Raw genomic sequence first — 12,544 nt, 5'->3', positions numbered from 1 at the left:
AATCAATGCTCCTCAAAATTGCGTTGATGCAATTGATAATAAGCGCCTTGCTTGGCCAGAAGTTCGGCATGTGTGCCTTGCTCAACGATCTGCCCTTGATCCATCACCACAATAATATCAGCATTTTCAATAGTCGATAAACGATGCGCAATGACAATCGTGGTACGATCTTGCATTGCAGCATCAAAGGCCTGCTGAATAAAATATTCTGATTCGTTATCTAAGGCACTGGTGGCTTCATCTAAAATTAAAATTGGCGCATTTTTTAAGATGGCACGCGCAATGGCAATACGCTGACGTTGACCACCTGATAAATTTAAACCTTGCGCACCAAGCACAGTGTCATAACCCTCCGGCAGTTGCATAATAAAATCATGCGCATAAGCGGCTTTCGCGGCTGCGATAATCTCATCATCCGTTGCGCCTTCCAATTGACCATAAGCAATATTTTCACGCACTGTGCGGTTAAAGAGCACCACTTGTTGATTAACCATTGCAATTTGCGTACGCAAACTATTCATTTCAATGTCTTGGATTGGATATTGATCGAATAAAATTTGCCCACTGCTGAGTTCTTGGTAGCGCACCAATAAATTCACTAACGAGGTTTTACCCGCACCACTGCGCCCGACTAAGGCCACGGTTTGTCCTGCTTTGACTTCTAGATTAAAGTCACGAATCGCATGATGACCATCGCTATAGACTAGGTTGACATTTTGCAGGCTTAAATGACCTTTTAAGGTTGGTGTTTGTGTACCCGTATTTTGCTCTTCGGGTAAATCTAACAATTCAAATACCGAATGCGCTGCTGCCATACCACGTTGTAATTTTTCGTTGACATCGGTTAAGGCTTTGATTGGCTTGGCCAACATACCTGCGGCGGTAATATACGCCACGAACTCACCTGCTGTAGTTTCACGCAAAATTTCGGGACGTAGTGCAATCCAAATAATGATACTCATGGCCAGTGACATAATAAACTGTACCACAGGGCTATTGAGCTGCTGCACCGCCACCATTTTTAAACCACGGCGCAAGTTCTCAAGTGAACTTTCACGAAAACGTGTTTGTTCATAAGCATGTCCGCCAAAACCTTTGACCACCATATGGCCATTGACGGTTTCTTGTACCACATGGTTGACATCACCCATGGTATTTTGCACTTGCTTAGACAGCTTACGCATCCGTTTAGAGGCTTGACGGATAATGACACCAATTAAAGGGCCAAAAATTAAAATACAGATGGTTAAACGCCAGTTGCTGTAAATTAAATAGCCCATCAAACCCAAAGCAATTAAACCTTGTTGCAAAATGGTTTTTAAAGATTCCGTCGAAGCGGCAGTGAGCTGCTCCACGTTATACATAATTTTGGCCGTAATATGCCCACTGGTATTGTCTAAATAATATTGCGACGGTAGACGCAGCAATTTAGCAAACACTTCTTGTCGCACATTAAAAATCAGGTTGCGTGAAATCACCGCGGTGAAATAGCCTCCCATAAAGCTTCCTAAACCACGAAAGAACATCAGCAAGACCACCAACATTGGAAATAAAGTGGTAAAGCCTTGGTCTTTGCCTTGGATAGCCGTAATAATGTATTCAAGCAGTTTTGCAACAGACACTTCGGTTGCGGCATTGATGGTAAAACCCAACACCACTAAGATCGCTATGCCCCAATACTGTTTTAAATAACTCAGCAGACGCATATAGATCTTTAAATCTTGATTCACTCATCACCTCGAGCAGGCACTTTGGTACTGATATTGATATTAACAAAACCCAGCTGACCGGCGACATCCATGACACGGATCACATCTTGATGGGAAGCTTTGGCATCTGCCGCAATAATCAGCGTTAAGTCACGGCGTTGCTTGGCAATCTGTTGCATTGCATGACTTAAATCTTGGCTATGCTGACTATTTAAGCTTTGGCCATTTAAAGTGTACTGCCCTTTGGCATCCACCACCACTTCAATTTTATGCTCATATGCTTTACTTGCGACACCTTGTGCATCAGGTAGGGTCAAGTTCATACGACTATATTGATTAAAGCTGGTCGAGAGCAGTAGAAAAATTAAGATAAATAATAAACAATCAATCATCGGTGTGAGATTGATCTGAATATCATCTGCAATCTGGCGACGCTTAAACTTCATCGCTGACCTTGTTGATAGAAGTAAGCGGCATGAAATAAGGTGGCTTGCTGTTCTAGCACTGCGACATAATCTTGCACCAAATGCTGAAAATAACGATAAGCAAATAAAGCAGGAATCGCAATCAGCATGCCCACTGCTGTGGTAATTAATGCTTTCGAAATGCCAGGAATCATTAAAGTTGGCTGACTGTTATGGGTTAAATCTAAAATTAAAAATGATTCAATAATACCCAGTACTGTGCCCAATAAACCTAACAAAGGCGCAACTGCACTTAAGGTGCCTAAAAAATTAATATTTTTTTCTAAATAGCCAATTTCTTCTGAAGCCACCGCTTCCATTTGTGCCCGTGCATAGTCAGGGCTTTGCATACGACTACGCTCACCGGCCATAAAAATTCGACCTAAGCTTGACTCTTTCAAATGGGGCTGCTGATGGAGGGCATCTAATACGGCTTGGGTATTTTCATCCCCACGTAACAGTAATGCACTTGGGAGAATGGTCTGACGTTTTAAGCGAATCAAGCGTTCTAAACTAATGGCCAGCATAAAAATAGAACACAGCATTAACGGCAGCATGAGCCAGCCACCTGCTTTTAGCAACTCCCACATGCACCAGTCCCCTAATCCGCTAAGCAGATATCTAAAATGCCATCTAATTCATCCAATGAATGATAATGGATGACCAATTTACCTTTGCCATGTTTGTTATAATCAATTTTCACATCGGCACTAAAGCGTTCTGATAAACGCTGGGTTAATTGCTGAATATCTGCTGCAAGCTCAGGCTTAACACGATCTTGTTTTGGGGTGTTTAAATCGCGTACCAGTTGTTCAGTTTGGCGTACAGACAAACTTTTCTCAATCACTAATTCAGCAATCTTGACTTGCTCTTTCGGCTTGAGCGTCAAAATGGCGCGTGCATGGCCCATATCCAATAAATCTTGCTGCATAAAATCTTTGATAGGCTCTGCTAAGGTCAATAAGCGCAATAAATTACTCACCGTGGTACGTGCTTTACCTACAGTTTCTGCAATTTCTTGATGGCTTAAACCAAATTCATCATGAAAACGCTGTAGCGCCATAGCTTGATCAATTGGATTTAAGTCTTGACGTTGGATGTTTTCAATTAACGCTAAAGCAATCGCCACTTGATCAGGTAAATCACGCACAATCGCAGGAATTTCAGTTAAACCTGCCAATTGCGCTGCACGCCAACGACGTTCACCCGCAATAATCTCGTAGGGGCGCTGCTCATCACCATCTACAGGGCGCACCACAATCGGTTGCATGACGCCATGTTTTTCAATCGATGCTGCTAGCTCTTGTAAATCTTGTTCATTAATCGAACGACGCGGCTGATATTCACCACGTTTGAGTAAATGCACGTTGAGCTGTTTGAGTTGACCGTGGTCTAAGCTTTGTGCTTCAAGTTGTAGTTTTTCTTTTTGAATTGAGCCAAGTAAGGCATCTAAACCACGACCTTTAGCTAGTCCGCGTTTTTTAATGGTCATGCTTTAGCTCCTGTTTTAATTTTTTTAATCACTTCAGCAGCAAAAGTTAAGTATGCCACTGCACCTTTTGAACTTTTTTCAAAATAAATGACCGGTAAACCATGTGCAGGTGCTTCAGCTAAGCGCACATTACGTGGAATCACAGTGTCATAGAGTTTTTTGCCAAAGTATTGTTGTAATTCTTCAGCCACATCACGGGTTAAGGCATTACGTGCATCGTACATGGTACGTAACACGCCAATAATTTCTAGATTTGGATTTACCGCTTGTTGAATACGATCAATGGTCTGAGTAAGATCTGCTAAACCTTCTAAGGCATAATATTCACATTGCATCGGAATAATCACCCCTTCGACCGCAGCCAAGGCATTAATAGTAATGAGGCTTAAACTAGGTGCACAATCAATGATAATAAAATCATAGCTTTGCTCTACTTGTTTTAAGGCTTCACGCAAAATAAACTCACGCCCATCTTGCTCAGCAATCGCCAGTTCTACCCCTGCTAAATCACGGTTAGAACCCAAGACTTTGTAGCCTACTTCAGCTTTGGTAATTGCGGTTTCAATCGGCACTTCACCCAGTAGCACATCAGTTACAGAGTAAAGCAGATCGTTTTTTTGTACCCCAGAACCCATGGTGGCGTTGCCCTGAGAGTCCATATCAACCAATAACACGCGTTTTTTTAATACTGCAAGCGAGGCAGCCAAATTTACTGCGGTTGTGGTTTTACCTACGCCACCTTTTTGGTTCGCAATCGCAATAATGTGTGCCATGGTAAATCCTAATCCTTAGAAAAAATTAAAGTTGTTTCATTAAAATGAGATGACGTTGCTCATCAAGACGTGGCACTTTTAAGGCCACAATATCAATCTTAAACTGGGCTTTGAATGCTTCGACTTCTTCTTCAGGAATCAAGCCTTTCATTGATGCAATAATACTGTCTTGATGCATATACGGTTTTGAGGCATTGACAAAATCTGTTAATGACGCAAAAGCACGACTGGTAATGACATCAAATTGACCCAATTCATTAATGCTGTCAGTGTTTTCGACACGGGTTTGTACAGCAATCACATTTTGTAATTTTAGATCGGCAATAAATTGTTTTAAGAAACGAATTTTTTTACCGTTGGCATCCAGTAACACACATTGGCGTGTCGGTTGGCACAGCGCAATGATCATACCTGGCATACCACCGCCTGTACCAATATCGAGTAAACGACCTTCTGGTAAATCATTTAAGATACTTAAGCTGTCAAGTAGATGTTTGACCAGCATTTCTTTAGGTTCACGAATTGCCGTTAAATTATAGGCTTTGTTCCAAAGCACCAGTGCATCTTGATATTTGAGCAATAAGTTTAACGCCTCTTCGCTTAAGTTTAAGCCTAATGCTTGTGCGCCTTGTTGCAGGTCTTTAAAAAACGGATGCATAACGTTATCCCAAAAAAATTAGTGGCAGTATACCGATTTATCGCTCAACTCACAGCTCAATACTGTTTAGCAAACACGCAATTAAGCGTAGTGCCCTGCGCGAATTTGTTGATCTAATTGCATTAAACGTTCAGGTGTTCCCACATCTACCCAAGTCCCGTGTAGTTTTGATGCTGCAACTTTGCCATCTAACATCGCAGCTTTAAGTAAAGGTGCTAAAGGACGCTTACCCGCCTCTAGTCCTAAAAACATTTTCGGGTGAATCACGGAAACGCCGCTAAAGGTAAGATTCTCACCTTGAACGCCTTGTTCAAAGGTATAAGCACGCCCCTTACTTAAAGTGAAATCACCATTTGGATGTTGAGCAGGATTTTCCACCAAGACCAAATGCGCTAAATTTTCGTTTAATTGCACCTCTAACAGTGGCGCGAAGTCCATGGTGGTCCAGACATCACCATTGACTAAAATAAACGGCTCATCGCCCAGTAATGGCAAAGCGTTGATAATGCCACCTGCGGTCTCTAAACCCTCACCTTCGTGTGACCACAGAATTTTCACACCCAGTGCAGCACCATCGCCTAAAGCGTCTACCAATTTATCGGCCAACCATGCGGTATTAATCACAATTTCTGTGATTCCAATGTGTTTTAGCTTTTCGATGTGCCAGACAATTAAAGGCTTATCAGCAACGCTCAGCAAAGGCTTAGGCGTATGCAGCGTCAAAGGACGCATCCGGTTACCTAAACCTGCTGCTAAAATCATGGCTTTCATTTAAGCAACCACCTCATAAGTGCCATATTTTTCGGCAAATTTTGGGATCACTACATCTTGGATAAACTGTATAAATGGCGCAAGTTCAGGATAAGGTTTACTTTCTTCTCGTAAATACCACATCACACGCGGTAAATCTTTTAAGTAACCTGATTTGCCATCACGTTCAAATAAGCGCACAAAAATCCCTAAGATTTTGATATGACGTTGAATCGCCATCATATCGGCATCTTTTTTAAATTGGGCAAAATCACGATCTTGTTTTTGTGCCTCTGGCAATAAGTCATAGAACACTTTAAACCATGTATAGACGCGCTCAGGGTTCCATTGCACATAAGCATCACGGGTAATCGAAATTAAGTCGTAAGTATCAGCACCAATCACCGCATCTTGGAAATCAATCACACCTAAATCTGTTTCGCCTGTAATTTGCATTAAATTACGGCTATGAAAATCACGATGCACAATCACTTGTGGCTGTGCCAACGCTGCATTGGCTAAAATCGCAAAGCTGCGTTTAATTAAGGCGCTTTGTTCTTGAGTTGGCTGAATATTGAGTGATGGCAACATCCAATCAGTGAGTAACTCCATCTCAGAAATCAGTTTTTCATAACTGTATTCAGGAAACTCATCTGTGCCATCAATGCTTTGTAGTTGTACTAATTGTTTAAAGCTTTGTGCATAGTATGCATCGACGGTGTCATCATTTAATAAAGTCGAAAGCAGTACATCACCAAAGTCTTCTAAGAGTAATAAACCGTGTTCAAGGTCTTTGGCGACAATCTGTGGCACACGCACGCCATTTTCGGCAAAAAATTCGTCAATTTTAATAAATGGTGCACAATCTTCTTTCTCAGGCGGTGCATCCATCAACATAAATGTTTTATGATCAAAGCCAATTCGTGCATAACGCCGAAAGCTCGCATCGCCTGCCAGAAAATTAATTTCAAATTGATCTGAACCGAGTACGGATTGAATCCATGTTTGTATCAATTGTTCACGTTGTGTATTCATTTGCGATAAATTCTAAAACAGGCTGAGTTTTTAAAGTGCTAAGTGTAGCTACTTATCAACTTTTTCTCTATGATGCAACCATAATTAATTGCGATTAAGCACTCTTGGTTAATGAGACAAATGAAGCATCAGTTTAAATTTAATCCTTTAGCGACTGCGATTTTTACCCTTTTATGTGGTAGCTCAATTTCCAGTTATGCTGATTCTATGGATGGGCCATCAGCGCTTGATAATCAACAACTAAAACAAAGTTTAAATGATACCTACCCAGGGCAGGCATTTTTTGAGCAGTATTATGTTGATAAATCCAGTCCAGAGGCACAGCAACGTCACGGTCAAGCCTTAACTGCTGCGTATTGCCAAGGTGCATGGGTGACTCCAATTGGCGCGGATGTCAAAGCCGTTGACCCGAACGATGCCGCTTCAACCTTAACTGCAGATTATGGGCATTATAATCCAACGGGTGATTCTGTTTTAGAAGGCAACGTGGTGATTAGCCAACCGGGGCGTGAAATCCGTGCCGATAAAATTACCATTGACCAAACCCAGACCTATGCCAATGCCGAAGGTCGAGTGCAAATGTCTCAAGCAGGTTTATTGTCGCAAAGTGACCAAATTAATTACAATTTAAAAACCCAACAAGGCGATTTAAATAACAGCTATTACATTGCCGAACAGCAGCATGCTTATGGCTACGCTGAAAAAATTGCCAAAACCTCTGAAAATGTGGTGGTGCTTAATAATGCCACTTACAGCACTTGTCCACCACAGCAGAAACCAACGTGGAAAATTCAGGCGGATGAAATTGAGCTGAATCGTGAAACAGGACGTGGTGAAACACGCGGCACTAAGCTGTATATTAAAGACACACCTGTCTTAGCAGTACCCTATTTTAACTTCCCGATTGATGATCGTCGTACCACAGGTTTACTCACGCCAAGCTTTGGTTATACCAGTGATGGTGGGCCTGAAATTTCGCTGCCGATTTATTTAAATTTAGCCCCTAATTTTGATGCCACGGTTACGCCACGTTATTTAGGCAGCCGTGGTGCCATGCTTGAAGGTGAATTCCGTTACTTAACCGAAAATTTTGGTCAAGGTGAAGTCTTTGGTGGTTATTTACCATCTGATGATGACTATGCTGGTGAAGATCGTAAACACTTACGTTTTCATCATGATTGGCAAATCAATGATCAATTCAATACCCGTTTAGACTATAACTATGCATCGGATAAAGATGTCTTTACTGATTTAGACAACAACCCGAACTCAAAAACTGATTTGAATTTACGTCGTGCTTGGGAACTTAATTACCGTAATGGTGTACCTGGGTTAAAAGCACAGCTCAAAGTTGAAGATTTCCAAACGCTAGATAAAACAATTCCTGACGTAGACCGTCCTTATGCGCGTTTACCGCAGTTCTTGCTTAACTACAAAGGCGGTAATCCACAAGGTTTACAATACGAATATAACAACGACACAGCTTACTTTAAAAAAGACGTCAACTTGCTGAGCAATAACAATCCTGATTCACTCCAGCCAAGCGGTACACGTTTTTATAATGATTTTGCCGTACGTTATAACTACCGTACCCCATGGTCATATATCTTGCCTGAAGTATCGGTACGCAACGTCAATACCTTCTTTGATCAAGATACCCGTGATGCACAAAACCAAACCAATTCATCGAGTAAAAATAAATCGGTGACTGTACCGCAGTTGAGTGTAGATGCAGGTTTAACCTTTGAAAAAGAAGGTCATTTCTTACAAACCTTAACACCACGCGTATTCTATGCCTATGCACCATACGAAGAACAACAAGGTTATCCAAACTTTGACTCCGTCAATGCATCCATCAGTTATGATCAATTGTTTAGTCCGCGTCGTTTTTATGGTAATGATCGTCTTGAAGACAATAACTTTGCCTCACTTGGCTTAAGCTATAGTTTATTTGATGATGTTGGTTTAGAGCGTTTAAAAGCTAGCGTTGGTCAAAGTTTCTTCTTTGAAGATCGCCGCGTCACTTTAAACAACCAAAGTGATGAATTTGACCGTGAAGACCGTACGGGTCCTGTGGTCAGCCTTGCAAGCCAATTATCAGAAAACGTGTTGGTGAGTGCCAATAGCGCATGGATGTCCAATGGTGACAATGCTCAGCGTGACTTACAAATGTTCTACAGCAATGACCGTGGTCAGTTGTATAACGTTGGCTATTTCTATCGTCAAAACCTAGCTAACCGTCAAGAGAGTTACGATCAAGTGGTCGCTTCTTTTATTCAACCGATCTCTGAGCAGTGGCGTATTTTGGGTCATGCCCAATATGACATTGACAACAATGTCGGTCGTGAGTACTTATTGGGTATTAACTATGAATCATGCTGTTGGGGCGTTTCAGTCTATGGTCGTTCTTACTATAACGATTTAGATGATGTCAATGCACCAGACAGCAAAGCCAAACGTGCTGTGATGGCAGAATTTAGCTTAAAAGGCTTAGGCGGTTTCAATAATAAACTTGTATCTTTAATGCAAAACCGTATTTTAGGTTTTGATAAAACTCAGCAATCTTGGACACAGCGTTAATGAAGACGAAACAGTTAAAACATTTAATGAAAGCAACTGCATTGGCTGTGCTGATGTCAACCAGCATCGCAACCTTTGCTCAAAGCAATAATCAAATTGTGGCTGTAGTTGACAATAGCGTGATCTTAGCCAGTGATGTGATGCAAGCCATGGCACAAATGCAACAACAATTTGCTGCACAAAAACGTGAAGTGCCACCACAGCCGTATTTCGCCCAGATGGCACTTGAGCAATTGATTGATCGTCAAGCACAGCTTGAGCAAGTTAAACGCTATAATATCCCTCTAGATGAAAAAACCTTAAATGAAGCAACTTTGGCCGTTGCCAAACAAAATGGCTTTCAAGATTTAGCGAGCTTCCAAAAAAGCATCGACACTAAACAAGCAGGTAGCTATGCCAATTTACGTCGCACTATTGCTGCAGATTTAAGCTTAGAACGTGTGCGCCAACAACAAGTCAACTCACGTATTAAAATTACTGACCAAGACGTGGCCAACTTCTTAAAAACACCCCAAGGACAAGCAGCACTAGGTACACAAGCACATGTACTACACTTACGCGTAGCGGGTGAAAATGCACAAGCAGTGGCACAGCAGGTTAAAGCGGCTTTACAAGACAGCAATGATGTCGATGCCATTGCCAAACGCTTTAGCCAAAATGGCAGCGATGTACAAGGTGCTGACATGGGTTTTCGTGCCTTGTCTGAGATTCCAGCCGAACTTGCAGCACGTATTGCGCCATTGAATCATGGACAAGTGTCTGAGCTGATTCCATCAAGCGATGGTATTCATGTCATGAAATTACTAGAACGCAAATCGACTGAGAAAAAAGTCATTGTGCCGCAGTATCAAACCCGCCATATTTTGATTAAAACCTCAGAAGTGGTCAGCCCAGAAGCAGCTAAGCAAATGATTGACAACTTACATAGCCGTTTAAAAAATGGTGAAGATTTTGCTACTTTAGCTGCCACTTTCTCCAATGACCCAGGTTCAGCACGTGACGGTGGTAGCTTAGGTTGGGTTAATTTAGGCATGATGGTGCCTGAATTTGAAAGCCAAATGAAAGCCAATGAAGTGGGACAAATCAGTCAGCCGTTTGAAAGTCAATTTGGTTGGCACATTCTGCAAGTCACTGATACCCGTCAACACGATATGACTGAAGAATATCAACAACGTGTCGCGCGTCAAATTTTGGCAGAACGTCAGTTTGAAACTGAACTGGATCATTGGCTACGCGAGGTACGTAACAATGCCTATGTAGAAATTAAAGATCCACGTTTAGACAGTAAGAAAAATCCTTCTTAATGGATTTGATTAAAAAGCCAGTCTATGTACTGGCTTTTTAATGGCTAACTTTTACCATACCTCATCCTACAAGCCCTAGATAAGTTCAGTTCAAGCTTTGACCTTAAAGCAGTGCTGCATACGTATCTATCAGCATACGGCTTAGATTGTTTTATAAGGGTTACTGTTATAGTCATAAAAAAAGCCTCGCAATCGCGAGGCCTTCTTTTATGCTGAATTAACGATTGTTGTCGTCTTCTTGTGCATCGTCAAATTTTGTATCGTTGTCAAAACCACCTTGACCACCGAAGCCACCAGCAGGTTGACCGCCAAAGCCGCCTTGACCACCGAAGCCACCAGCAGGTTGACCGCCGAAGCCGCCTTGACCACCGAAGCCACCTTGACCACCGAAGCCACCTTGACCACCGAAGCCGCCTTGACCACCGAAGCCGCCTTGACCACCGAAGCCACCAGGTTGACCGCCAAAGCCGCCTGTCGGTTGACCACCAAAGCCACCAGCTGCTTGACCACCAGCAGGCGCGCCAGCAGGACGTGGGTTACGTGCAGGAACAACTGTAGAAATTGCATGTTTGTAAACCATTTGGCTTACTGTATTTTTTAATAGAACAACGTATTGGTCAAAAGATTCGATGTGACCTTGTAATTTAATACCGTTCACAAGGAAAATAGACACTGGAATACGTTCTTTACGGAGAGAATTTAAGAACGGATCTTGTAAAGTTTGACCTTTAGACATGTTATAACTCCAAAAAATAATTTAAAAATCAGCGCAAAAAATCTATCTTTATTTTTCAATTAAAATTTATAAAAAAGATAGCTGTTAAATTTTGCTTTATCTGTAGCGGTTTCGCAAGTCTTCTTGCGCTTGCTTTATTGTTAAATATGTTTGAAATTGATGCGCTTCTTGCAAAGAACGTAACCAAGTATATTGACGTTTGGCGAGTTGTCGTGTTGCAAATAAGGCTTTATCCCGCATTTCTTGTACACTTTCGCGACTTTTATCACCTTTTTGTAGAAAATCTAACACTTGACGATAACCTACACAGCGCATCGACGACATTTCTGGGCTTAAATCGTATTTTCCCATAATTGAAATCACTTCATGTAAAAATCCGATTTCCCACATTATATCGAGTCTTTTGGCAATGCGTTGATGTAATTCTGCACGATCTGGCATTAGAGCAAAGTTATGAAAGTTGTAACGATATGGTAGGTTTTTAGGCTGTTCTGCTTGTAACTGGCTAATCGGCTTACCGGTTAATTGATAGACTTCTAAGGCACGTATGATACGTTGCTTATCACTGGGTTTGAATTTTTGCCCTGCTTGTGGATCGACTGCACAAAGCGCTGCATAGACAGATTCCCAACCTTGAGCCTCCCCTTGGGCTTCAATCGCACGGCGAATATCATAATCGGCATTCGGCAGGTTATCTGCTAAACCTTCAAGCAGTGCTTTAAAATACAGCATGGTACCCCCCACCAAAATTGGGGTTTTACCACGCGAATGGATTTCATCAATTAAACGACTGGCATCACGAACAAACTCAGCCGCAGAATACACCTCTACAGGGCTAATGATATCAATTAAATGATGCGGATATTGCGCCTGCTCGGCTTGAGTAGGTTTGGCTGTCCCAATATCCATATCTTTAAATACCAAGGCGGAATCCACTGAAATCAGTTCAAAGCCACCTTGTTCATACAGTTCACATGCCAAAGCGGTTTTACCACTTGCAGTAGGTCCCATTAAATTGATGACCGGCAATTGTGTTGACATGA

12 protein-coding genes are annotated in these 12,544 nt (G+C 41.9%); 2 read left to right on the top strand and 10 right to left on the bottom strand.

Annotated elements, in window-relative coordinates:
- Nucleotides 1–2: 2 nt before the first annotated feature.
- The 8 genes from msbA to AC5YCD_RS05520 all read right to left on the bottom strand — a co-directional run bounded on the left by msbA (nt 3) and on the right by AC5YCD_RS05520 (nt 6,881).
- Nucleotides 3–1,730 carry a lipid A export permease/ATP-binding protein MsbA gene (msbA, locus tag AC5YCD_RS05555; RefSeq protein ID WP_496129075.1) on the bottom strand — a complete coding sequence of 576 codons (1,728 nt, stop codon included), beginning with the start codon at nt 1,728–1,730 and terminating at the stop codon, nt 3–5.
- Nucleotides 1,727–2,155, bottom strand: coding sequence for an ExbD/TolR family protein (locus AC5YCD_RS05550; RefSeq protein WP_496129074.1), 429 nt, complete (start codon nt 2,153–2,155; stop codon nt 1,727–1,729). Before AC5YCD_RS05550 ends, msbA begins: the two co-directional genes overlap by 4 nt.
- On the bottom strand, nt 2,152–2,763 hold the full coding sequence (locus AC5YCD_RS05545) for a MotA/TolQ/ExbB proton channel family protein (protein ID WP_496129073.1): 612 nt from the start codon (nt 2,761–2,763) through the stop codon (nt 2,152–2,154). Before AC5YCD_RS05545 ends, AC5YCD_RS05550 begins: the two co-directional genes overlap by 4 nt.
- A gap of 11 nt (nt 2,764–2,774) precedes the next feature.
- Nucleotides 2,775–3,665, bottom strand: a complete 891-nt coding sequence (locus AC5YCD_RS05540; protein ID WP_496129072.1) for a ParB/RepB/Spo0J family partition protein — start codon at nt 3,663–3,665, stop codon at nt 2,775–2,777.
- Nucleotides 3,662–4,438, bottom strand: coding sequence for a ParA family protein (locus tag AC5YCD_RS05535; RefSeq protein WP_496129071.1), 777 nt, complete (start codon nt 4,436–4,438; stop codon nt 3,662–3,664). Before AC5YCD_RS05535 ends, AC5YCD_RS05540 begins: the two co-directional genes overlap by 4 nt.
- 25 nt (nt 4,439–4,463) lie before the next feature.
- Nucleotides 4,464–5,096 (bottom strand): 16S rRNA (guanine(527)-N(7))-methyltransferase RsmG, encoded by a 633-nt coding sequence (gene rsmG / locus AC5YCD_RS05530; RefSeq protein WP_496129070.1) that lies wholly within the window; start codon nt 5,094–5,096, stop codon nt 4,464–4,466.
- Nucleotides 5,097–5,177: 81 nt separating this feature from the next.
- Nucleotides 5,178–5,867 carry an N-acetylmuramate alpha-1-phosphate uridylyltransferase MurU gene (murU, locus tag AC5YCD_RS05525; protein ID WP_496129069.1) on the bottom strand — a complete coding sequence of 230 codons (690 nt, stop codon included), beginning with the start codon at nt 5,865–5,867 and terminating at the stop codon, nt 5,178–5,180.
- Nucleotides 5,868–6,881: an aminoglycoside phosphotransferase family protein gene (locus AC5YCD_RS05520; RefSeq protein ID WP_496129068.1), complete on the bottom strand. Its 1,014-nt coding sequence runs from the start codon at nt 6,879–6,881 to the stop codon at nt 5,868–5,870.
- A 120-nt stretch (nt 6,882–7,001) separates the two neighbouring features.
- On the opposite strand from AC5YCD_RS05520, the gene AC5YCD_RS05515 reads away from it, so the two are divergent.
- Together AC5YCD_RS05515 and AC5YCD_RS05510 are read left to right on the top strand one after the other, a co-directional pair.
- The gene (locus AC5YCD_RS05515; protein WP_496129067.1) at nt 7,002–9,461 is read left to right on the top strand and encodes an LPS-assembly protein LptD; all 2,460 of its coding nucleotides are present in this window, start codon (nt 7,002–7,004) and stop codon (nt 9,459–9,461) included.
- Nucleotides 9,461–10,765, top strand: a complete 1,305-nt coding sequence (locus AC5YCD_RS05510) for a peptidylprolyl isomerase (protein WP_496129066.1) — start codon at nt 9,461–9,463, stop codon at nt 10,763–10,765. Before AC5YCD_RS05515 ends, AC5YCD_RS05510 begins: the two co-directional genes overlap by 1 nt.
- A gap of 217 nt (nt 10,766–10,982) precedes the next feature.
- Here AC5YCD_RS05510 and hfq read toward each other — a convergent pair whose 3' ends face one another.
- On the bottom strand, nt 10,983–11,501 hold the full coding sequence (gene hfq, locus AC5YCD_RS05505) for an RNA chaperone Hfq (RefSeq protein ID WP_496129065.1): 519 nt from the start codon (nt 11,499–11,501) through the stop codon (nt 10,983–10,985).
- A 96-nt stretch (nt 11,502–11,597) separates the two neighbouring features.
- Complete coding sequence (gene miaA / locus AC5YCD_RS05500; protein WP_496129064.1) at nt 11,598–12,542, bottom strand: tRNA (adenosine(37)-N6)-dimethylallyltransferase MiaA; 945 nt, start codon at nt 12,540–12,542, stop codon at nt 11,598–11,600.
- Between the last annotated feature and the right edge of the window lie 2 nt (nt 12,543–12,544).

This window comes from Acinetobacter sp. CY05, from assembly GCF_059515805.1.
Note: the sequence above shows the minus strand (reverse complement) of the source record. Positions and strands in the feature narration are given on the sequence as shown.

Bases quoted from the DNA above. Each gene is read 5' to 3' on its own strand.
- AC5YCD_RS05550 (WP_496129074.1), bottom strand. From the start codon at position 2,155: ATGAAGTTTAAGCGTCGCCAGATTGCAGATGATATTCAGATCAATCTC.
- AC5YCD_RS05545 (WP_496129073.1), bottom strand. From the start codon at position 2,763: ATGTGGGAGTTGCTAAAAGCAGGTGGCTGGCTCATGCTGCCGTTAATG.
- AC5YCD_RS05540 (WP_496129072.1), bottom strand. From the start codon at position 3,665: ATGACCATTAAAAAACGCGGACTAGCTAAAGGTCGTGGTTTAGATGCC.
- AC5YCD_RS05535 (WP_496129071.1), bottom strand. From the start codon at position 4,438: ATGGCACACATTATTGCGATTGCGAACCAAAAAGGTGGCGTAGGTAAA.
- rsmG (WP_496129070.1), bottom strand. From the start codon at position 5,096: ATGCATCCGTTTTTTAAAGACCTGCAACAAGGCGCACAAGCATTAGGC.
- murU (WP_496129069.1), bottom strand. From the start codon at position 5,867: ATGAAAGCCATGATTTTAGCAGCAGGTTTAGGTAACCGGATGCGTCCT.
- AC5YCD_RS05520 (WP_496129068.1), bottom strand. From the start codon at position 6,881: ATGAATACACAACGTGAACAATTGATACAAACATGGATTCAATCCGTA.
- AC5YCD_RS05515 (WP_496129067.1), top strand. From the start codon at position 7,002: ATGAAGCATCAGTTTAAATTTAATCCTTTAGCGACTGCGATTTTTACC.
- AC5YCD_RS05510 (WP_496129066.1), top strand. From the start codon at position 9,461: ATGAAGACGAAACAGTTAAAACATTTAATGAAAGCAACTGCATTGGCT.
- hfq (WP_496129065.1), bottom strand. From the start codon at position 11,501: ATGTCTAAAGGTCAAACTTTACAAGATCCGTTCTTAAATTCTCTCCGT.
- miaA (WP_496129064.1), bottom strand. From the start codon at position 12,542: ATGTCAACACAATTGCCGGTCATCAATTTAATGGGACCTACTGCAAGT.